The sequence below is a fragment of the Mucilaginibacter robiniae genome (genome assembly GCF_012849215.1).
In the GTDB taxonomy this organism is placed as follows: Bacteria; Bacteroidota; Bacteroidia; order Sphingobacteriales; family Sphingobacteriaceae; genus Mucilaginibacter; species Mucilaginibacter robiniae.
In genome coordinates, this window is the sequence record NZ_CP051682.1 from 1,155,490 (window position 1) to 1,176,635 (window position 21,146).

General features: G+C 40.7%; 21 protein-coding genes. 1 reads left to right on the forward strand and 20 read right to left on the reverse strand.

The features are described from left to right. Positions 1–106 precede the first annotated feature (106 nt). On the reverse strand, positions 107–589 hold the full coding sequence (ispF, locus tag HH214_RS05065; protein ID WP_169606303.1) for a 2-C-methyl-D-erythritol 2,4-cyclodiphosphate synthase: 483 nt from the start codon (positions 587–589) through the stop codon (positions 107–109). Beyond that, positions 586–1,767: a type IX secretion system outer membrane channel protein PorV gene (porV, locus tag HH214_RS05070; RefSeq protein ID WP_169606304.1), complete on the reverse strand. Its 1,182-nt coding sequence runs from the start codon at positions 1,765–1,767 to the stop codon at positions 586–588. The genes ispF and porV overlap by 4 nt, the downstream gene beginning before the upstream one ends. A 226-nt stretch (positions 1,768–1,993) precedes the next feature. Here porV and HH214_RS05075 point away from each other — a divergent pair, with 226 nt between their 5' ends. Continuing rightward, positions 1,994–3,622, forward strand: coding sequence for an SUMF1/EgtB/PvdO family nonheme iron enzyme (locus HH214_RS05075; protein ID WP_169606305.1), 1,629 nt, complete (start codon positions 1,994–1,996; stop codon positions 3,620–3,622). A 447-nt stretch (positions 3,623–4,069) separates the two neighbouring features. Here the strand turns inward: HH214_RS05075 and HH214_RS05080 are convergent, their stop codons facing one another. From HH214_RS05080 to HH214_RS05165, 18 genes are all read right to left on the reverse strand, one after another. Continuing rightward, positions 4,070–5,674 carry a CotH kinase family protein gene (locus HH214_RS05080; RefSeq protein WP_169606306.1) on the reverse strand — a complete coding sequence of 535 codons (1,605 nt, stop codon included), beginning with the start codon at positions 5,672–5,674 and terminating at the stop codon, positions 4,070–4,072. Positions 5,675–5,784: 110 nt separating this feature from the next. Next, positions 5,785–6,447 carry a DUF4159 domain-containing protein gene (locus tag HH214_RS05085; protein WP_169606307.1) on the reverse strand — a complete coding sequence of 221 codons (663 nt, stop codon included), beginning with the start codon at positions 6,445–6,447 and terminating at the stop codon, positions 5,785–5,787. Between the two features lie 48 nt (positions 6,448–6,495). Beyond that, a complete protein-coding gene (locus HH214_RS05090; protein WP_169606308.1) occupies positions 6,496–7,212 on the reverse strand; it encodes a 16S rRNA (uracil(1498)-N(3))-methyltransferase in 717 nt (238 codons plus the stop codon). 10 nt (positions 7,213–7,222) lie between these two features. Beyond that, positions 7,223–8,563, reverse strand: coding sequence for a hemolysin family protein (locus HH214_RS05095; protein WP_169611048.1), 1,341 nt, complete (start codon positions 8,561–8,563; stop codon positions 7,223–7,225). Between the two features lie 7 nt (positions 8,564–8,570). Then, positions 8,571–9,116 (reverse strand): inorganic diphosphatase, encoded by a 546-nt coding sequence (locus HH214_RS05100; protein ID WP_169606309.1) that lies wholly within the window; start codon positions 9,114–9,116, stop codon positions 8,571–8,573. A gap of 29 nt (positions 9,117–9,145) precedes the next feature. Further along, positions 9,146–9,796: a DedA family protein gene (locus tag HH214_RS05105; RefSeq protein ID WP_169606310.1), complete on the reverse strand. Its 651-nt coding sequence runs from the start codon at positions 9,794–9,796 to the stop codon at positions 9,146–9,148. Positions 9,797–9,851: 55 nt separating this feature from the next. Further along, the gene (locus tag HH214_RS05110; protein ID WP_169606311.1) at positions 9,852–11,237 is read right to left on the reverse strand and encodes an NADH-quinone oxidoreductase subunit N; all 1,386 of its coding nucleotides are present in this window, start codon (positions 11,235–11,237) and stop codon (positions 9,852–9,854) included. A gap of 85 nt (positions 11,238–11,322) precedes the next feature. Beyond that, entirely contained in the window at positions 11,323–12,774 is a 1,452-nt protein-coding gene (locus HH214_RS05115; protein ID WP_169606312.1) for a complex I subunit 4 family protein, read from the reverse strand. A 261-nt stretch (positions 12,775–13,035) separates the two neighbouring features. Beyond that, complete coding sequence (locus tag HH214_RS05120) at positions 13,036–13,344, reverse strand: hypothetical protein (RefSeq protein ID WP_169606313.1); 309 nt, start codon at positions 13,342–13,344, stop codon at positions 13,036–13,038. A 124-nt stretch (positions 13,345–13,468) separates the two neighbouring features. After that, a complete protein-coding gene (locus tag HH214_RS05125) occupies positions 13,469–15,181 on the reverse strand; it encodes a tetratricopeptide repeat protein (protein WP_169606314.1) in 1,713 nt (570 codons plus the stop codon). Positions 15,182–15,211: 30 nt separating this feature from the next. Then, positions 15,212–16,138, reverse strand: a complete 927-nt coding sequence (locus HH214_RS05130; RefSeq protein WP_169606315.1) for a PstS family phosphate ABC transporter substrate-binding protein — start codon at positions 16,136–16,138, stop codon at positions 15,212–15,214. Further along, a complete protein-coding gene (locus HH214_RS05135) occupies positions 16,128–16,358 on the reverse strand; it encodes a hypothetical protein (RefSeq protein ID WP_169606316.1) in 231 nt (76 codons plus the stop codon). The genes HH214_RS05130 and HH214_RS05135 overlap by 11 nt, the downstream gene beginning before the upstream one ends. A 9-nt stretch (positions 16,359–16,367) precedes the next feature. Beyond that, positions 16,368–17,216, reverse strand: coding sequence for an energy transducer TonB (locus HH214_RS05140; protein ID WP_169606317.1), 849 nt, complete (start codon positions 17,214–17,216; stop codon positions 16,368–16,370). 42 nt (positions 17,217–17,258) lie between these two features. Then, a complete protein-coding gene (locus tag HH214_RS05145; protein ID WP_248282211.1) occupies positions 17,259–17,723 on the reverse strand; it encodes an ExbD/TolR family protein in 465 nt (154 codons plus the stop codon). Positions 17,724–17,798: 75 nt separating this feature from the next. After that, complete coding sequence (locus tag HH214_RS05150; protein WP_169606318.1) at positions 17,799–18,407, reverse strand: ExbD/TolR family protein; 609 nt, start codon at positions 18,405–18,407, stop codon at positions 17,799–17,801. A gap of 97 nt (positions 18,408–18,504) precedes the next feature. Continuing rightward, complete coding sequence (locus HH214_RS05155; RefSeq protein ID WP_169606319.1) at positions 18,505–19,356, reverse strand: MotA/TolQ/ExbB proton channel family protein; 852 nt, start codon at positions 19,354–19,356, stop codon at positions 18,505–18,507. Between the two features lie 472 nt (positions 19,357–19,828). Next, positions 19,829–20,170 carry a translation initiation factor gene (locus HH214_RS05160; RefSeq protein ID WP_169606320.1) on the reverse strand — a complete coding sequence of 114 codons (342 nt, stop codon included), beginning with the start codon at positions 20,168–20,170 and terminating at the stop codon, positions 19,829–19,831. A gap of 6 nt (positions 20,171–20,176) precedes the next feature. Then, positions 20,177–21,085 carry a diacylglycerol/lipid kinase family protein gene (locus HH214_RS05165; RefSeq protein WP_248282212.1) on the reverse strand — a complete coding sequence of 303 codons (909 nt, stop codon included), beginning with the start codon at positions 21,083–21,085 and terminating at the stop codon, positions 20,177–20,179. Positions 21,086–21,146 lie beyond the last annotated feature (61 nt).

Genomic DNA, 21,146 nt, shown 5'->3' on the forward strand with positions numbered 1-21,146 from the left:
TATTTTGCTAGACGGTTTTATAGATCGCCGATAGCGTTCATTACCTTTAGGCAGCTATTAAATAATTTTACAAGGGCATAAACTTTAAACCCCTGTAAAATTACTTTTAAACTTTTTCAATTAAGCATACAGTGTAGGCCACTACCCCTTCTTCACGGCCAATAAAGCCCATCTGTTCGTTAGTGGTGGCTTTGATAGAAATATCTTCTTCGCTGATGCCAGCAGCTTGAGCAATATGGGTTTTCATATCCGGAATATGCGGATTAATTTTAGGCGCTTCCAGGCAAATCATGGCGTCAATATTGCCTATGCTCCATCCGTTATCTTTCAGCAACTGCACCACATGCTGCAATAAAATCAAGCTGCTAATACCACGCCAGCGTTCATCTTTGTTAGAGAAATGATAACCAATATCACGCAGATTGGCAGCGCCCAGCAGGGCATCGCAAATAGCATGTACCAGCACATCGGCATCCGAATGCCCATAAGCGCCTGAATGGTGTTGGAGCGTTACACCGCCCATAACAAAAGGGTGCTGTGCCTTTAACTGATGCACATCAAACCCAAATCCTACCCGTATTTTACTCATCTTTTAGTTTGACCGCCAAAGTTAACACTTATCGTGAAACGCAACGTATTGGCTAGCGGACTATGCGCCTGTGTAGCCGCTAAGTATGATAAATCGAGATTGTAAATATCGTACTTAAAGCCGGTACCCAGTGTAGCATACTGCCGGTTACCTTTATCAGGGTTTTCATAAAAATAACCCGCTCTTAAAAAGAACTGCTTATTATATCCGTACTCAATACCTGGTGCGTAGCTGATTTCTTTTAGTTCTTCCTTAAAACCACCGGGTGCATCACTAAAGGATTGCAGCACACCGGCAGCTACCGAACGGTCATCATCTTTACCCGATATGATGTTACCTTCCATATCGCGGATGGGTGGCGTAGGTACCAGCAGCTTATTTAAATCTAGTGTTAACGTAAACTGATTATAATCATCCAGATACCAAGTATTAGCGGCTCCAATGCGCAGGTTAGCCGGCAAAAAATACTGCTGCCCAGCATTGGTATAGCTAATTTTTGTACCTAAGTTAGAAATATCAGCTCCGAAAGCCAACAATGCATCTTTATCGAACATGCGGGTAGGTATACGGTAATAAGCCGAAACATCGGCTGCAAAAGCATTACCTGCTTTGGTTTGCTGCCCGGCTACAAAGGCACCATTAGCTAGGTTAGAATGTATGTAACGTGCTGTTAGCCCCAACGAAAAATTTTGCCCGAACTTACGCGCCCATGAGCCATCTATCGAAAACTCGTTAGGCCGGTATATACCTTGGTCGCTCTGGTTGGCATCTACCAGCTGAATAGCACCCAGATTGAAATAACGTAAAGAAAGGCCAATGGTATTACGGTCGTCCAGCCGACGAGCATAACTCAGATAAGCTAAGTTCACATCCGACACTAAACGACGAAGCCAGGGGCTGTAAGATGCCGACAGGTTATCACGTCCTTCAATAAAAGCTAGTTTGGAGGGATTCCAGTACGTGGCATTTACATCGGGGCTTAAGGCTACCCCGGCATCCCCCATTCCGCCCGAGCGTGAGTCTGGGCCAATAGTTAAAAAGGGAACGGCTGTGGTTAAAGCATTGGTGCTACTGCCGTTGGTAGTGGTGCCACCGTTACTTACGGTACCTTGTGCCCATAGTTTACCTGGCAACATCAAACCGAATATCCCTAAAACACAGCAAGTAAAAATTCTCATTGGTAAAAATCAGTCGTAATTTTAGTAATTTATCTGCGCAATTAACAGAGGCTTCAACGTAAAATTAAAACTTATCGTTTCATTAACACGCTTTATCGATACACATGTAACTTACAGCGATAATTTACGTTTAATTGCGTTATCAAGTATTTGATAAATTGTCAGCCTGAAATAAATTATCGCTTAGAGAATTTTTGTATTTTTAATGACTATTTTTTTAACAAACATGAGGAAACACTTTACGCAAACTGCTTTGGTATTATTGGGCGTGGGGGCTTTGTTAAGCAGCTGTAGTAAACCTGTCAGATCGCAAAAAACCGGTGTTGTTTATAACAATAAAAACAACGGTGGCTATATGCGTTTCCGGAAAACGCACCCAACGCCAGGCCCGGGCATGATTCCGATTGAGGGTGGTACCTTTGTAATGGGTGGCAGCGCCGATCAGGATGTTACCTACGAGTACAATAATATTCCAAAACGCAAAACCATTGCCTCGTTTTACATGGATGAAACAGAGATATCTAATCAGGACTGGCTGGATTATCTGCACTGGATCAGCATCAATTTCCCGAACGATCGCCAACTATACTACAATGCCACACCTGATACCCTGGTATGGCGCAGGCCGCTTTCGTACAACGAACCCTATGTAGATAATTACATGCGCCACCCGGCTTATCAAGATTATCCGGTAGTAGGTGTTACCTGGGAACAAGCGCAAGATTATTGTGAATACCGCACCAGCGCTGCCAACGAAAGTATTTTGCGTGAAACCGGCAAACTGGCCAGCTGGAAAGAAACTTCAGCTCAAGGTGGCAAAGGCACCGACCAAGCTTTCAATACCGACATTTACCTGAACGGCCAGTACCCTGGTAAAGAAGGTAAAAACGCCATGCGCAATTTAAACCCGAATGCCAAAGCCGGTGCTAACGGTAAAGCTACCCGGGCCGTACGTATGGAAGATGGTATTTTATTACCAGCCTATCGCTTACCTACAGAAGCGGAATGGGAATATGCAGCTTTAGGCTTAGCAGGAAATACCCAGTATGAAAACGTGGAAGACGGCAAAATGTACCCTTGGAACGGCATGGGTGTACGCTCGCCTAAGCGCAGAACCCGTGGTATGATGCTAGCCAACTTTAAACGTGGCGAAGGTGACAACATGGGTGTGGCTGGATACCTGAACGATAAAGCCGATATTACCGCACCAGTACGTTCATACGAACCTAATGATTTTGGCTTGTACAATATGGCAGGTAACGTTAACGAATGGACCGGCGATACTTACCGTCAGACATCCTTTGATGATGTAGAAGACTTTAACCCTTTCCGTGGTAACCAGTTTACCAACAAACGTTTGGCTAACCCAGAAAAAGGTATTTACGCTAAAGATAAATATGGTCGCCCAATTAAGGATCCGGCTAAATCGAACAAAAAGTTATCATGGGATGAGTTTGTTGCCCAGCAGCAAGGTGCTAACGGAACCAGTGTAGTCCCACCGGCATCTGGCAATCCGGCTAACCCTCAGGCTGGAACTGCTAATCCGGCTATTGCAGGCAAGCCTTATAACTATGATCAACGTGGCTTTGCGGATACGGTAAATACTAGTTTATATGGGGTAACTACTTTAGTAAACGACCATTCGAAAGTATATAAAGGCGGTTCATGGAATGACCGTGCTATGTGGATGAATCCGGCAACCCGCCGTTTCATGGACCAGGATGATGCCAGCGCTGAAGTAGGTTTCCGTTGTGCCATGACCATGATTGGTGCTGCCGAAATTAATCCAAGTGGAAAACCGCACTTCCGCGTAAAAAAACCGAAAGACTTTAAGCCACAAGCTAAAGGCAGATAAGATTATCCTCATTAATAAATAGCAAAGCCGGTTACTGCATAGTAACCGGCTTTTTTTGTGTATTTGTATAAGGTAGTCTGATAAAATTTAGTTTTCTTCATTATGGAATTACATCTCATGTATGTTGAGCAGTATTAATCCAGCTTATACCAAGATATTTCCATGATATAAAGGCATTTTCATTTTATGAGAGATAAAGAGTTAAATGATAAAGTAAACGATAAATAACTTGCCAGTAAAGGCTTAGGTAATTCCATCGGTCCAAAGAAAGTCAGGACAATGATCTATTGTGCTTACAAGCATTGTTAAGCTTGCACGATACTGTGAAATTAGTTCTTGCTTCATGGTCAATTGGTCAACTACCTGACGAAGCAAGTATAATCACATTACATCTTAACTCCTTAAATTGCTAACAACTCAGTATATTATTGCTTTCCCTACTCCCTATCACCAAGCCGCCATATTAGCATTCATCCAACTGATGCGTTGGGTAAGAAAAGATTTTAGATAAGCCACTTCGCTGTCGTAATTGCCTAGCACTACGGCATTAGGATAAACATAAGTACTCAGAATAGGCCACTTGGCAAAGTTTTGTTGCTGCGATAATTTCAGATAGGCTGCATTTTGGTCGATATCTGTAAAAATCTGTTTTATTTCATTATCCTTAATGGCAGCCCAGCGGGTTTTAACTTTAGCCATAAAAGCTGGATCCTGTGCTAAACGCAGCATCCAGGTAGCATCTCTGATATACCATATCCCCGTCGGGTTTTTAGAATCGGCATAATCTACATTACCGGAACTAGTATCAAAATCCCAGATAGGTCCCATGCCTAACTTACCGTTCCGGTCTTTGTAATAAAAAATACTACTAAAATCGCGCGCATCGGTAGTTTCAAAAATTTCTTCTGTAAAGTACCAGTTCATGAACGAGTCTGGATTGATGTACTTGGCGTAACCATTTACCGGATCGGTAAAGTTTGAAGCAAATAAGGCATCTTCCGTACTTTGTATATAGCCGGATATATACTTTAATTGAGCAGGTGTTATGGCGCTCGGGTCTTTAATGCTAAAAGGTAACCCTTTCTTAGTTTTAAACCAGTAATCAGCATCCATCTTCTGGTCCAGCTCCAGCAAATATCCCCCTGTAATGGTACTGGCAGCAGTATCGGTGGTTTTCATGGAGGTAATATTCACTCGGTTAGCATCTACCTCTACTTGCGCCGTCAGCAGATAATTACCCAGAAACTCACCATTCATAAATACTTCAACAAAGCGGCTATCAGAGGTATAATCGGCACCTAAACGTTTACCCAGCAATAAAGCCAAACGGTTTCGCATCAGAGTTTTATCATTATAGTTAGCCAGCAGTACCCAGTTTTTGGCAGCCGGCATACCCAACATTGCTGTTTTGGAATCGAACTTTAAACGGTAAGGCTTTTTAGGGTATAGCACCCAGGTAGAATTACCACGCCCTTTAATTTGCATAGTAATCTTAGTTTGCGCCTGCTCATACTCTACATTTGGGTTCACAACCAAGCTGCCTTTTACATAATCATCTTTGGATCCTACAGGGCCGCTGGTAGTAATATCCAGGATGGGCAAGCCAGTAAAAACTTTAATTAGTACCTGGTAGGTTTTGGTAGTACCATCGGGTGAGGTTACGTTGTAAGTAACAGCTTTTGAGTAATCGGTAATGGTTGTGCCACTTACCTGTAATGTATCCTTCACTTTTACCACGGCTCCTGTAGTTTTGGTAGTAAAGGTTAGAGCTAACTTTTTGGTGGCATTCACATCCGGTATAACGGCAATAATCTGGTCGTTGCTATTGATGGTACAGGCCACATCAGCCGTAATTTTACCAATATTATTTTTAAGTTCGAGCTTAGCTGATGTGATAGCTGCCGCACTAGTCGCAATTACCGAAGTAGTAGTGGTTGAATCTTTTTTATTGGAAGTAACCGCGTTATCGTATTTTCTGCAACCCGATATACTTACCATAATATACAACACCAGAATATTCATTCCGGCACATAAAAAGCTCCTTGCGTACATAGCTATCCATCAAAAAGGTTGCTAAAGGTAGTTAATAAGCAAGACTTTTGTACAACAAAATATCACATTTATTCACATAATTTCACAATTATAATTAACCTAGTAGGTAGCTATTGTGTTAATGCATACTGCACCAAGTTTGCACCCATTTTAAGAGCTTTTAAACGCACATCCTGACTATCGCCGGCATAGGTGCCGTAATCTTCCCAGCCATTTCCTAAATCGCATTGGTAGTCGTAAAAGCAAACTAGGCGGCCTTTATAAATGAGTCCGAAACCTTGCGGACGTTTACCATCATGCTCGTGCACTTTGGGCAACCCATTCGGGAAATCATATTTCTGGTGATAAATGGGATAATTAAGCGGAAGTTCTACAAAACTGAGTTCCGGAAAAACACGCTTCATTTGCGGACGGATAAATTGATCCAACCCGTAATTATCACAGATATGCAAAAAGCCGCCACCGGTTAAATATTTGCGCAGGTTACGTACTTCCAGGTCAGAAAAAATCACATTACCATGTCCCGTCATGAAAATGAATGCATAATTAAATAGTTCGGCACTACTGGCTTCTACCGTTTCATCTTCAGCCCTGAAATTGGTTTTCAGGTTTTGATTGCAAAATTTAATCAGATTAGGTAAAGCTGTACGGTCGCCGTACCAATCGCCACCACCATTATATTTGAGCCGGGCCAAAGTATAAGTAGGTGGCACATAATAACTGCTAAGCAGAAAAAAACAAAGTATGAGCAGTACGTTATAGCTGATTTTCATAACAACACATCATGACCTGAGGAACGAAGCAATGATGTGGCCAATCTATTACTTACCCCTGTTGAACAAATTTACTTCAAAGCAAGCAGCTAGTGCAGCAGTTTCGGTACGCAGGCGGCTTTCACCTAAAGTTATGGGTTTAAATCCATTTTGCAAAGCCTCTGTAACTTCTTTTTCCGTGAAATCGCCTTCTGGGCCAATTAAAATTAAGCATTGCCCGTGCAGGGTAAGTTGTGATGATAGCGTATGCTTAGCGGCATCATCAATACAATGCGCTATAAACTTTTGTCCGGTAAATGGTTGAGCTACCAGTTTACTGAACGGTGTTACCGGGTTAAGTTGCGGATGATAAGCTTTAATGGATTGCTTTACAGCTGAAGTGACAATTTTATCCAAACGATCAGCCTTGGCCTCTTTCCGCTCTGACCGCTGACAAAGCAACAACGTTACTTCATCAATGCCCATTTCGGTAGCTTTTTCCAAAAACCACTCCAAGCGCTCAATATTCTTGGTAGGTGCTACAGCTACATGCAGATAGTGGTTGCGTTTACCATATTCCTGACGGGCAGCAACAATTTGCAGCTGTGTTTTTTTAGGATGCGCATCAGTAATGCGGGCTTCATAAAAGCCTCCTCTCCCATCTACCAGTTGTATTACATCGCCTACTTGCAGGCGCAGTACGCGTATGCAATGCTTGCTTTCTTCTTCGTTCAAGATATAGGCCGAACTAGCCGGCTGTAAATCAGGCGTATAAAAAATCTGCATCTAGAGCAGCTTAGTGTAAATCTGTAGTATCTTCTTCGTTCAGCAGCAGTTCCAGCTTCACCGATTCTACATTCTGGTCAGTTTTCCGCAGTACGGTAACGTTGTAACCATCAGCTTCCCGTTGTTCGCCTACATCCGGTATTTTACCAAATATCTCGCTTACCCAACCCGATACGGTATCAAAGTCCCGATCTTCAGGTAAATCATGTGGTAAGTGACTGTTGGCATCATAAATAGTAGCAGCAGCACTCACAATAAATTCCCTGTCGTTTACTTTATCAACAATCGGTTTTTCTTCGTCAAACTCATCCTGTATCTCACCTACCAGTTCTTCCACAATATCTTCCAGGGTAACCATACCAGCTGTTCCGCCAAACTCATCGAGTACAATGGCTATCTGCATACGCTTTTGCTGCAGTTCAGCCATTAAATCATTGATTTTCTTGGTTTCAGGAATGAAGTAAGGTGTACGGATAATATCTTTAAGTTCAAACGTGGTTTTGCGAGCAACCAATGGCAATATATCTTTTGCATGCACAATGCCCACAATTTTATCAATAGTATCATCATACACCGGCATACGCGAGTAGCCTTCGGTAACCAGGCATTCCAGCAGTTCATCAGGATCAGTCGTAATGTCGATACCTGATATTTTGGTGCGGGGCACCATAATGTTTTTTACTACGCGCTCATTAAAATCGAACACGTTTTTAATCAGTTCATGCTCGTTTGAATCGAGCGCACCGCTTTCTTTGCCTTGTTCCAACAAATACTGCAGCTCTTCAGAACTATGATGTGTTTCGTCGCCGTGTACAGCAGCTACACCAAACAAGCTTAAAATAAAGTTGGCAAAGGTATTCAGCACCCATATAGCGGGCCTGAAAAACACAAAGAAAAAGCGTAGCGGTAAAGCTACGGCTAAAGCTGTACGTGTAGAACGCTGAATGGCCAGCGTTTTAGGAGCCAGCTCACCAAAAACAATATGTAATATCGTGATGGTAATAAAAGCCACCACATGCGTAGTACTTACTACCCAACCGGAGTTAATAACTACACCAAACAATAAAAAAAGCTTAAGCACCAAAGCGGTTACTACCCGTTCGCCTATAACACCCAGTGCCAGCGAAGCAATAGTAATACCCAGCTGCGTAGCAGCCAGGTATCCATCTAAGTTGTGCATTATGCCACGAGCCACTTTAGCCATGCGGCTACCGGCTTTAGCCTGAATTTCAATTTGTGAACCCCGAACGCGTACTATAGCGAACTCAGCAGCCACAAAAAAGCCATTCAGTAAAACCAGGAATATGGTAAGAAATATTTGTAAACCGTTTATGTCTAAATCAGGGCCCATGTAGTGGTTATTGGTATGCAGGGAAAGTGGACTGGTACAGTTCCAAACCTTCATTAATTACCTTTAGCGCGTAAGACTTGCCTAGTAACTGTTCAATGGTTACGTTTTTACCTTCCAGTTTTTTGTAGTCTTCAAAGAAACCTACAATCTCTTTCATGGCATGCGGTGGTAATTCATCTAAATCATTAATATAATTTACCGACATATCGTTTTTGGCAACAGCAATTATTTTATCATCTTGCTCGCCATTATCAACCATGTGCATCACGCCTACTACTTTGGCTTCAATCAGCGACATTGGAAATACGTCAACTGAGCATAAAACCAAAATATCCAGCGGATCTTGATCGTCACAGTAAGTTTGTGGAATAAAGCCATAGTTGGCCGGGTACATTACCGATGAAAACAGTACGCGATCCAGTTTCAGCAAACCAGACTCTTTATCGATTTCATATTTAGCTTTTGAACCTTTTGGAATTTCAATAATGGCATTTACCACTTCAGGTAATTTTTCACCAGGTGAAACCTGGTGCCACGGATGTTGTGTACTCATTTAATAAAATTGTATGAATATTTAATAAATTAATGTTCGTCAGTTTTGTTTTTGTTTGTAGCAGTACCTTTTCTGAAAAATGCAAATAGCAATGGCACTGTGGTTACTGCTATTAAAGCAAACACAATGTATTGCAAATAATTTTTCAGCTGCGGATACTCTTTGCCTAAGTAATAACCCGTAAAGGTTAGAGTAGCTACCCAAGCAATACTACCGGCAAAGTTATATAAAGTAAATTTATTAAACTTCACCTTTACTACACCTGCAAAGATAGGTGCAAAAGTTCTGATTATAGGGAAAAATCTGCCTAAAACTAAAGCCATACCACCATATTTGGCATAAAACTCTTCCGCCATAGTAATATATCGCTTCTTGAAGAAGATAGAATCTTTTTGTACCAGTATCATGGGCCCGGTACGGTAGCCAAACCAATAACCGGTATAGTTACCCAGTACGCCCGCCGCTATGAGTGATAATACCAATGTATAAATAGGCACATCCAGCAAACCGGTAGCACAAAGCAGCCCTGCCATAAACAGCAGATAGTCGCCTGGCAGGAAAAACCCAAAAAACAGCCCGGTTTCGGCGTACACTACTATCAAAAGCAGATAAAAGCCTCCCTCACTGATTATGGTTTGTGCATCGGTTAATTTATGCAGATGTTCCCAGAAGTTTTCCATTCACAATATTTGTAAAGCTACAAATATTAATATAATTTGCTGTATGCGATACACTTTATATACTATACGTGAAATCAAGCAGTATAGTTGGATATATTCCTATTGCTATAATAACCAGTGCAGCAAAGCCTAATACCCACTGATTGTAAGCCGAAATAGCTATATCAGCGCGCTCGGCACTACGCAGATACATGGCGGCTATAACCTTAAAATAGTAATAAATACCTACGGCACTACTCAAAACTGCTGTAACAACCAACCCGAACTGATCACGTGATAAAGCGCCCGAAAACATCAAAAACTTCCCCATAAAGCCTGCGGTGAGCGGAATGCCCGCCAACGAAAACAAAGCAACTGAAAGGACCATAGCCAAAAACGGATTTCTGCGTCCTAACCCGTTAAAGCTTTCTATAAGGCTTATTCCACCTGATTGTTGTAGCAATAATCCTGTTCCAACGGCAATCAGTGAAGCCATTACATAGGCAGTAACATACAGGAAAACAGCACTACCCGACCCACTGCCGAGAGCAGCTATACCCAAAAGCAGGTAACCAGTATGTGTAACGCCAGAAAAAATTAACATACGAGGAAAATCGGATTGGTACCAAGCGCCCCAATTACCTGCAATCAGTATGACTATAATAATTACGGATAGTACAGGTATCCAGAACTCGGTAATTAGTGCGAAGCTTATTGAAAATAAACGCAAAAAAGCTATCACGCTACTTACTTTAATCAATAGCGATACAAAAAAGAGTGTGATGTTGCTGAGCTGAGTTCTATCGTTTTTCGTTTTGAATAACTGCCAGGGAGTTACACTAATTAAACTTAAAGCTATCATCAGCAATATCACACCAGCATGAAATGAAAAGCTGTTATCGTGCGGATGTGCAATACTCCAATCGCGAATACCTGTTAATGCCCACGAACCGGTAGTGACATATATGAGCAAACCGCCACCTACCAATAAAACACCAACTACAGCTATACTGGCTGGCCCGTATTTTATTATTGTATTATCAGCTTTTTCACTACTACGTGCAAGCTGAAGATACAACCCTAACAACACGATGAACAAACCTGCAAAAAGGGTAATTACACTATAAAAAGACACCAGCACTACGTTACCAGCTAGCACCAGCAGTATAGAAAGATACTGTTGATTAGTGGAGCATTCTGCTTTGTCGATATATGTTCTGATTAAAACTAGTACTAGTACAGTAGTAACTATAGCCAACCCTGAAAAGGCTATGGAGAAGTTATCAAAATATATAGCGTTGTGGTAAATAGGTTCGGCTGACTTATTCCATCCGCATATAGCAGTACACAAGGCCAGTAACAATCCGGCTGTAGTAAACGGCATCAGCAAATGAGTTAAGTTGAACTTTCCTAACGCCCATACTATGCCGGGCAAAAGGGCTATGATAATCAGGGTAATCATTAATTAAGCTATTGCGGTTGTGAAAGTAATTATCCATTTTGCATTGTACAGGAGTAACTACGACATTTTAACATTTAATTCAATACTATATAGTGGTGCCTACTTTCAGGCTCACTAATGTAATTAACCGGTTAATTGCGGCATGAGATAAATGCACCAGTAGCTGTGGAAAAACACCAATAGCAACTATCAATACGCTGATAATACCCAACGTAAGTTTTTCAGACATCGTTATCTTATCAAATATTGTTAAGAGCAAACTCGTTTTACCGCCTGCTATCTGGTACAACCGGAACAAGTGTACAGCACTGGCCACTAAAGCAAAAGAGGCCATAAGTGCCAGCCATACATTATATTGATGCGATGATGAAAACTCAGCCATATACCTGCTGGTTAAAGGCAAGGCTATCGTACCCACTCCAATTATCAAAAACACAATAATAAAACTTGGCAATGCTTTGCCAGCAATACCTAAATGATTAAGATTATTGCTTTTAAGCTGCTGGTTAATAATGCTGATTATTATGGTTAAACCCGTAATGGCAACTCCATAATTAAACATCAGCACCAAAGTATCTTGCAGTACGTCTTCTTTCCAAACTAATACACCAGTTGCCATTAATGAAGTAAACAGCATTGCCATATAGGCCAGCAATCTTTTATTATCCGTTTGCCTGAAGGCCATCATGGCAGCGTAAACTGTACTAATAACAGCCAGCACCAACAGCATTTTCTGCCAAGCCATAAAACCTGTTGGCACTATCGGAATCATCCAGCGTATTGCACCGTAAATACCAGTTTGCAGCATTAGGCCTGACAGCAACAAAACACTTGATGTCGGAGCTTCTGCATACCAATCAGATAACCAACCTTGTAAAGGCAACAAAGGCATCCTGACAGCAAAGGCCAGCAAGAAACAGCACAACATCCATTGCTGCTGATTAGCGGATAAGTTTAAATTATAGAAAACAGACAGATCGTAACTATGGTCGGGCGCTTGTAGATGCAGATAGATAATTGCCAACAACATAAACAACGATCCGGTAAACGTGTAAATGAAAAACTTTAGCGTTACTGAAATGCGCTTTTCATTCCCCCATATTGCGTTGATGAAGTAAATAGGGATTAGCGTCATCTCCCATCCTACATAAAACAGAAAGCCATCGATAGCTGTAAACGCCATTAACAAACCGCTTTGCATTAGCAGAACAAAGGCGTAGAATGCAGGTGCGCTGGAGTGCTTCTGTTTATCGCTGTTTACCACGATTAATGGCACTAGTACCAATGTAAGCAGTACGGGTATCAGGCTGATACCATCTATACCGGCTTTGAAATGGATACCTGTTTTAGCTACCCAATCAAAATCGGTTACCATTTGGTAAGAAGCATCAGGTACAAACTTGATCAGCATGATTACACCTAAAGCCAGTTCAATTAACGAAGCAACAAGCGCTGCATTTTTAACAACATGGCTTTTTGTAAACAACAATGCCAAAGCGGCAAGTAGCGGAAAGAAAAGTAATATACCTACAGTCATGTAATAATGTGCAGAGAACGCTTATGCCCAACAGCAAATAGATTTAGAGTATCTATGACGTTGCTGTTAAACTAAGGTTCATGAATAAACTGGCTTATACAAAAATGCAGGTCAATATCACAGCCTTTCTATTTGCAGCACCAATATTGCCAAAGGTATAATTCTTTTTGCATTGCTTTAAAGGCTGATATGATACTTGCACAAGCTCCATCCTACTCCATGTAATAGAATGCTGTATTTGATAATCGATTAAGGGACAATCTACAATGTGTATTCTTTTAGTATTTGTACACTACCATCATCAGCAAGCTGCTGTAATTCTACTTTGCTACCTTGCAAAATGCGTGAATCTAGCAAAATGGGTTTCAAGTTCTTATACAAAAGCTCGGCATCGGCTGTTGTAATATAAAACTCGCCTCGGGTACCATCTTCATTTAATTCATAGCCATCATAAACACCTAAATTATGGTAACCCGTTGTAGTTTCTAAACTATCTTCCAGTTCATCCAACAAGTCAAAATCTTGGGTATTGAAATTAAATTTAATTACGAAAGCTTGTTCTGCTGCCATAAAAATAATTTTGTAATGAGTATATGCACGTAAAACCCACAGCTAAGCTATAGGTTTTATTTACCTTCAACAACAAAAAAGCCCTGATTAATCAGGGCTTTTTTATCAAATATTGATGAGTAAGTTATTTGCCTTTACCGGCAGCAGGTTTACCTTTCTTAGTAAAGTAATACTGCACTTGTGCGTTGGTTGGGTCATTATCCCTCGCTTTGGTAAAGTACTCTGTAGCTTTAGCGGTATCTTTATCCTTATACTCGGCATAATTACCCAAGTATGCATAAGCTTCAGCCAAACCTTTTTTATCAGCATCGGTTAATGAGCTTTTTCCACTTACTTCAGTTACAAACTTTTCGTAAAATGGCTTAGCATAGCCTACTATGTTGTTACGATCTTTTTCTTTTAAATCATACAACCGGGCACGATATTGTGTTACTGTTGAGTTAGGCGTTGTTCCTAATTTAGATTGTATGTGCGCAAACGCTGAATCTGCTTTAACTAGCAAAGTAGTATCAGGCGTTGGTTTTGGTGTTGCTTTGCTTGATAACTGAGCACCATAAGCAAAGTAATAACTAAAACCTTCTTTGAAGTAATCATTCAAGGTAGCCTTGTTTGATTTTGTTGCATATTGTTGGTAAGCGTCACCAGCTTGCTCGTACTTACGTTGTGCATAGTACACACCAGCAATATCACCATATACACCGCTCAACGCGCCTGTAGTATCAGCTTGCACAGCTTTTTGTAATTCCTGAATAGCAGCAGCAGTATCTTTACCCGCTTTCAATGTGTTACGACCTTGGTAATAATAATCATAAGGAATAACACGCTTAGGATCGGCTTTGCTGAACCAGGTATTTAAAGCAGTGTTACTGGTAGCATAATCGCCATTTTCGTAAGCTGAATAGCCCAAGTAACGGTACACTTTCAAGTTTACACCTGGATATTTGGTTAAGCTGTTAGCTACATCCTGTAATTCTTTGAAACGACCAGCTGAATACAAGAAGTCGGCATAACGAACTTGTGATTCAACTGACATATCAGTTAAGCTCAAGAACTTTTTGTAATGATCAACCGCTTCTTGAATTTTGGCAGAGGCCATTTTAGGGTCTTTGTTAGCCCAACGAATATCGGTTTCTGCCCACTCACGGTAAGCCGGACCGAAGTTCGGGTCGATAGCTATAGCTGCTTGGAATTCTTTTTCAGAATCTTCCCAGTTGTTAGCAAAACGCCACAACACACCGGTTGATACTTTAGGTGATGGTGATTTTGGATTTAAATCAAGCGCAGTACTGTAAGCTTTGTAAGCCTCAGAACTTTTCATTTGTGCACGATAAGCATCACCTAATGCAATAAACAGGTTAGGATCTTTTGCATTTACGCCAATCTCCTTATTTAATACTGTAATTGCGGCATCAGCATTCGGGTTTGGATCCAATAAATATCCTTTAGCAATGTACACGTAAGGCTCTGGCGATTTACCAGCTAGTGTAGCAGCTTGGTTAAAATTGCTTTGTGCACCTGCTGCATCTTTGTTATAATGTGCTACCGCACCTAAACCAGCATAGTTAATGGCTGATTTAGCATTAGCTGCGATACCTTTATTGAAAGCCGCTTTTGCGGAATCCGGATAATCTTGCTGTAGATATACCCAACCCAGGTAAAAGAAGTTTTCGTCTTTAGTAGGTTGTGTGGTAGTCAGGTTTTTCAACATTGACTTGGCTTTCTGATATTGTTCGGCGTCAATTGCTTTTTTGGCGTCGTCAAGACTTTGAGCAAAAACTGATGAACCTATAAATACCAGCCCTAGTGTAGTCCCCACTATCTCTTTAGTTAATTTCATGGCTTAATTTTATAGTTGTTAGATGTTAAGTTACTTTTTAATATTTATTTGACGTTGCGGTATCGAATCGGGCAACAAGCCTGACTTCAATATAATCCGCTGGCCACGTTCGCTGGCTAAAAAAGTAGCAAAGCCAGTGCCGAGCCCCATTTTACCAGAGCTGTTAATCATGTACAGCCGCCGGCTTAATGGATATTGTTTTAGCGCCAAGGTTTCTTGTGATGGTTTGAAATACTCGTTTGGCGCCTTTTTGTTACTTTCATCTTTTACCCCTACAATCTTCACTTTGGCTACTGCCGCTGCATAATCTTCGTCGGGGTCATCCAGCCAACTGAAACCTACAATGCCAATGGCTTGTGGATGTTGGCTAACATAAGCAATTACGTCCTTATTGGATTTCAAAGCATAAATATTTCTTGCATTTAAATCCTTACTTCCTGATAATTCTTTCAAATACCTTACCAAACTAGAGTTTGGATTGTCAAATACAATGCTTTTGTCAGTCATTCCTTTGCCATTTAAAGCGGCTTTAAGCTGATTGACAGATATGGTTGTATCGGCTGATTGCTGATTAACAATCAATGTAACAGCATCAATAGCAAAGCAATTAATTTCAGGTGCTAAAGTACGGTCACTTAAAATTTTCACCTCAGCAGGCTTCAATTCTCGCGACAAAATGGCTACTCGTATACTGTCATTCAAAAACAAACGCAATGCATCGTTTTCAGATTTGTATACCACCTGAGGCTTAGCTTCAGGAAACATGGCTTTATATACAAACAGTTCCTCGTCCAATATAGGTTGGAAAGATTCATCGGCTACAAACTGAGCTACACCACTGGTAAAATCATCTGTACCTTTTGGTTTAGCTTGTTGATGCACCTCTTTCTGGCGGCACATTTCAAATCCAACCAGTACTAAAATGCAGCCTATAATAACAACAATACTATTCTTCATAAATCTTTGTCCGGACTACTCTTATAAAGCGCAATATACCATAAACGATAAAAAAGGCACCAAAAGTATAACGTTGGGTTTGTGTTATAGGCAAATGGAGCTGTTTCCAGAACATAATCATTAATCCTATAATTGCTATACCAATAAATAGGGCTGCTCCTAAAATAAACAAAAACCGCCTTTCGGGCGATTTTTGTTTATTATTCAAAGAATTTTGCATTCAGTATTCTTATTGTTCATCCTGCAAAGTAAATACTACCGGAACCGTGTATTGTACACGAACATCGCGGCCGTTTTGTTTACCTGGTCTCCATTTAGGTGATGATTTTACGGCACGAACCGCTTCTTCATCTAAACCTGAACCTGGACCACGCAGGGCTTTTACGTCTGTTAAGCTACCGTCACGTTCCACAACGAAGGTTACGATAACACGACCTTGTACGTTGTTTTCGCGAGCTACTGCTGGGTAACGGATAGCTTTACCTAAAAATTGATAAAACTTATCCATACCACCCGGAAACTCCGGAGTAACTTCCACCGAAGTGAAAATTTCGTTGCTTGCAGGAGCTTCAGTTACTTGTTGAGTAACTGGTGCGTTACCTACCGGCTCATCAATACGTACAGTTTGACTAGGGTCGCCCTGAACGCTTTTCTGACCTGGGTCTTTTACTTCCAACTCTTTTTGAGTTGGTGGGTCTTTCTCAGGTACCTGCTCATCAGGTTTTACAACAGGAGGCGGGAAACGCACCTGCGATACTTTTGGCCTTTGCGGTTCGGCAGAAGGCGGCGGTGGTGGAGGTGTTTTCTGCGCTTGCAGTGGCGGAGGTGGTTTTAAAATTACCTCTTCAATTTTTACCTTTTCTGGAGCTTTAGGAATAAACCCGTTTATGATGTTGATGATAGTAGGCAGTGATACAGCAATAGCGAATAACGTTACAGTTACTACTAAAGCGATGGTAGTATTGCGTGCATTATTTTTACGCAACTCATACGCACCGTAAGATTTATTTCTGTCTGCAAATACAACATCAAGCCATTCAGGTTTCAATAAGTCCAGTTTTGATCCTAATAATGCCATGATATTTTTGTTTAAATAACCGTTACTACAGTTAAATTGTTGTTAATAAATATGATCCCGTTTAAGCAGATCTACTTCTACCGGAGTAATATCTACAATAGCATACAACTGTATGTTGGCAATGTGCATTTCATCCAAAGCATCAACCATGTTTTTATAAACTGATTTATCGCTTGGCTTAATAATCACGAACATATCTTTACCGGTTTGGCCTTTTATTTTTTGCTGTTGCTCAATCAATACCTTACGTAAATCATTTTTACCGTAACCACTTACAGTTGGCGGTGTTAATGATTCGCCGGGTACACCTATAAACCATTCTAAACGGTTGTTGTCGCCCAATAATAAGGTCATGGTTCTCGAAGCAGCAATAGGCTCCTGCTCATGTGTTTGCTCGTTTTTATCCGGCATAGCCAAATCCATGGCTTTTGGTTTGTTCAGGGTGGTAGTCAGCATGAAGAAGGTTACCAACAAGAAAGCTAAATCCACCATGGCAGTTAAATCCACCCGTGTAGATTGTTTCTTACTTCTTACCTTCCCGCCTTTCTTCCCCCCCCGCCGGAGGTATCTAATTCTGCCATTTTATTGTTTTCTTAATGAAGTGATTAAACTAAATTTATTTACTTCTTGCTTTTGCATGATGGCAATGATACGTTGCAAGGTTGGGTACTCTTCTTTACTATCGCCTTTAATGGTAAAACGCAATTCCTGGTTGTCCAGGTTTTTGGTTACTATACGGGCTTCATGTATCCAGTTGTACAACTCACTGGTACCAGTGGTGTCGCTTGGTATGCCAGGTTGTGCTACAGCTTTACGTTGCTCTGGGTCCATGTTCAGATATTGCTTTATCTGTTGTACAGGCACACCAATGGTATTCATATTGGCAAACTCTTTTAATTCATTTGCAGTGAAGCCAATATTATACTTTGTTCCCATCTGCTGTAACAGCTCTTTGCGTATTTCAAAGCCCTCAACACCAAAAAACACTTTTCCTTTACCTACGGTAAGGGTAGCCAGATCTTTTTCAGGAAGCGGTGCTTCTGATATTGATCCCGGGGTATCAACCGGAACCGGATCTTCAGACTTTGGCTTGGCTGTTAATATAAAGAAAGTAAGCAGCAGGAAAGCCACGTCGCACATAGCGGTCATGTCAATAGCAGTGCTCTTTCTTGGAATTTTTACTCTTGGCATTTTGTTAATGTAATTTTAAAAGATGATGAAAGTATGTTATGAAGCTACTCCGCTTTTTTTCGCATCAGCGGAGCAGCTCTTTATCACAAAGCAATACTTAGTATCCTCTTTCTCTGTTTTTGTGTGAAGCAGCAAATGTTTGTACAATGCTGAAACCAGTTTCATCAATAGCGTAAGTCAGTTTATCAATTTTTGATGTAAAGATGTTGTACATGATAATTGATAAAGCTGAAGTTAAGATACCTAAAGCGGTATTGATCAACGCTTCAGAAATACCAGTTGCCAGTTCGGTTGAGCTTGATGAACCAGAAGCAGCCAGTGACTTAAACGCTTTAATCATACCTGTTACTGTACCTAACAGACCGCACAGTGTACCGATAGATACTAAAGTAGCGATGATAGTTAAGTTTTGCTCCAGCATAGGCATTTCTAAAGCAGTAGCTTCTTCGATATCTTTTTGGATAGCTAATGTTTTTTGATCAACATCCAGGTTTGGCTCTAATTCCATTTCACGGTATTTTTTCAAACCTGATTTAATAACGTTAGCTACAGAACCTTTTTGTTTGTCGCATTCTGCGCTTGCAGCGTCAATGTTACCGGTGTTTAAGAAACCATTCACTTTACGTACAAAGGCATCAACATTACCTGTACCAGAAGCTTTACCGATAACTACCAAACGCTCGATTGAGAAAACAATCAGCATCAGGAACATAGTCATCAGAACAGGTACAATAACACCACCTTTGTGTACAGTGCCAAAATAATCAACCGGGGTGCCTTTTTCAACATCACCACCTTTATAATGGCTGGCATCACCTAAAATGAAAATGAAAATTAATAATGCAATAACAAAGCAAATTGGAATAACAAGCGATGCGAAGGCGCCTGAATTGCCAGAGCTTTCTTTTTTAACGGGAGCAGTAGTCGGTTTTGATGGTGCGGTTGCCATTACTTTAATTTTAGTTAGTTTTTGTTTATAGTACTTAGTTAATTAAATATGCTTATAGTCCGAATAACAAATTTATAATTTTTAAATATAAAATTACGCAAAATCTTATTCTTTACATTTTTTTAATATCAAGCTTTTATTTACTTAACTGGTTAGTTAATGCAATAACGTATTGATATGCCAAAATTGTGTTGGCTAAAACAATTTTTTGCAATGAAAACCATTTTTTTTAAAAATAGCAAGCATTGAACCTTAAAAATAGTGTAACTAAAATGATATTTTAGGTTAAATGTTTTGAATGAAGGCTTACTCTAAAGGGAAAAGGCTTAAGTAATAGTGTGAATTTTACACGTATATTTTACCTTTTTACACATAAATGGTAAGTTAATACACTTAATCACAGCAACTTTGAACAATATAAATTAAAGTGTAATTATGGTAAAATAAAATTGGGTTAAAGGCTACTTTTTTTTCAACCACCTGCTTTTTTAGCTTTATAACCATCGGCTAATAATAAAGTCACTATTTTATCTCTGAAATCGCCTTGAATCAAGATTTCTCCATCTTTGGCAGAACCACCAACGCCACATTTCGATTTTAGCTTTTTTCCCAAGTCTTCTAAATCCTGGTCGGTACCTATAAAACCAGCTATACGGGTAACTACTTTCCCCCCACCCTTTCGGTCTAAGTGCACTTTTAAGTTTTGCTGCTGGGGCGGCAACGTAGCTGCGGTTTCATCAGCATCCGGTTGGTACACAAACTCCGGATCGGTTGAATACATGATGCCTGAGGTGTTTTTGCTTTTTTTGGCCATAACTATTTACTTTTTATACGAATCGCCAGCTACAATCTTTAAGGCTGCCGGCATTACCTGTATATTGGCCGTTGTACCTAAGGTTTGTGGTTCACCATCCAAATGAGCAGGCCCAGCGCTGCGTCGGGTAACCTTAATATGCTTACCGCGAATAATTTCAACATATTTAGAGGTGTCAGCCGTTTTGGCAAACATACGTAAGCCCATTTCCGGAAAGCGGTATAGTGGAAATGGTTTAATAATGCATACATCCAGTAAACCATCCTGTACTGAGGCATGAGGCGATACATGCGCATTATTACCGTACTGCGAAGAGTTAGCGAAGCTGAGCATAAAAGCTTCACGTGAGTAAGCGCGTCCGTCAATTTCCAACTCGTACTGCTCCGAACGATAACTAATAATTTCGCGCACGGCCGATTTGAAGTAAGTAGTAAAGCCTCGGGTATGTTGTTGTGAAAACACTAAACTAATATGAGCATCAAACCCCATACCTGCCATATTAAAAAACCAATGCCCGTTAACTTGACCAGCATCAATTTGCTCCAGGCGGTTAGCGTTAATGGCATGAATGGCTTTAGTGGTATCCATCGGTATGCTTAAAAACCGGGAGAGCCCGTTGCCCGAACCAAAGGGTAAAATACCCAAAGCCGCCGAGCTACCTGCCACAGCCGAAGCTACCTCATTCACGGTACCATCGCCGCCTACAGCTACTACCATGTTATAAGTACTGCACGCTTCTTTAGCCAGCCAATGGGCATGGCCTGCTTCTTCCGTAAAAACAATAGTGGGTTGTATAGCCTCTTTATTTAGGTGATGTTGTATGAGTTGCGGAACGTGGTCTTTCTTTTTACCACCGGCTACCGGGTTAATAATAAATAAAGCTTTGCTTTTCAACTCTACAAATTTAGCCTTCAAAAGTAACTGTATTTTTGGCTTTTATAAAATTGTTTTACTTTTGCTACCCGAAAGTGGATTG

What these genes read in the sequence shown, in the direction of transcription:
- ispF (WP_169606303.1), bottom strand. Translation starts at nt 589, where the DNA reads ATGAGTAAAATACGGGTAGGATTTGGGTTTGATGTGCATCAGTTAAAG.
- porV (WP_169606304.1), bottom strand. Translation starts at nt 1,767, where the DNA reads ATGAGAATTTTTACTTGCTGTGTTTTAGGGATATTCGGTTTGATGTTG.
- HH214_RS05075 (WP_169606305.1), top strand. Translation starts at nt 1,994, where the DNA reads ATGAGGAAACACTTTACGCAAACTGCTTTGGTATTATTGGGCGTGGGG.
- HH214_RS05080 (WP_169606306.1), bottom strand. Translation starts at nt 5,674, where the DNA reads ATGTACGCAAGGAGCTTTTTATGTGCCGGAATGAATATTCTGGTGTTG.
- HH214_RS05085 (WP_169606307.1), bottom strand. Translation starts at nt 6,447, where the DNA reads ATGAAAATCAGCTATAACGTACTGCTCATACTTTGTTTTTTTCTGCTT.
- HH214_RS05090 (WP_169606308.1), bottom strand. Translation starts at nt 7,212, where the DNA reads ATGCAGATTTTTTATACGCCTGATTTACAGCCGGCTAGTTCGGCCTAT.
- HH214_RS05095 (WP_169611048.1), bottom strand. Translation starts at nt 8,563, where the DNA reads ATGGGCCCTGATTTAGACATAAACGGTTTACAAATATTTCTTACCATA.
- HH214_RS05100 (WP_169606309.1), bottom strand. Translation starts at nt 9,116, where the DNA reads ATGAGTACACAACATCCGTGGCACCAGGTTTCACCTGGTGAAAAATTA.
- HH214_RS05105 (WP_169606310.1), bottom strand. Translation starts at nt 9,796, where the DNA reads ATGGAAAACTTCTGGGAACATCTGCATAAATTAACCGATGCACAAACC.
- HH214_RS05110 (WP_169606311.1), bottom strand. Translation starts at nt 11,237, where the DNA reads ATGATTACCCTGATTATCATAGCCCTTTTGCCCGGCATAGTATGGGCG.
- HH214_RS05115 (WP_169606312.1), bottom strand. Translation starts at nt 12,774, where the DNA reads ATGACTGTAGGTATATTACTTTTCTTTCCGCTACTTGCCGCTTTGGCA.
- HH214_RS05120 (WP_169606313.1), bottom strand. Translation starts at nt 13,344, where the DNA reads ATGGCAGCAGAACAAGCTTTCGTAATTAAATTTAATTTCAATACCCAA.
- HH214_RS05125 (WP_169606314.1), bottom strand. Translation starts at nt 15,181, where the DNA reads ATGAAATTAACTAAAGAGATAGTGGGGACTACACTAGGGCTGGTATTT.
- HH214_RS05130 (WP_169606315.1), bottom strand. Translation starts at nt 16,138, where the DNA reads ATGAAGAATAGTATTGTTGTTATTATAGGCTGCATTTTAGTACTGGTT.
- HH214_RS05135 (WP_169606316.1), bottom strand. Translation starts at nt 16,358, where the DNA reads ATGCAAAATTCTTTGAATAATAAACAAAAATCGCCCGAAAGGCGGTTT.
- HH214_RS05140 (WP_169606317.1), bottom strand. Translation starts at nt 17,216, where the DNA reads ATGGCATTATTAGGATCAAAACTGGACTTATTGAAACCTGAATGGCTT.
- HH214_RS05150 (WP_169606318.1), bottom strand. Translation starts at nt 18,407, where the DNA reads ATGCCAAGAGTAAAAATTCCAAGAAAGAGCACTGCTATTGACATGACC.
- HH214_RS05155 (WP_169606319.1), bottom strand. Translation starts at nt 19,356, where the DNA reads ATGGCAACCGCACCATCAAAACCGACTACTGCTCCCGTTAAAAAAGAA.
- HH214_RS05160 (WP_169606320.1), bottom strand. Translation starts at nt 20,170, where the DNA reads ATGGCCAAAAAAAGCAAAAACACCTCAGGCATCATGTATTCAACCGAT.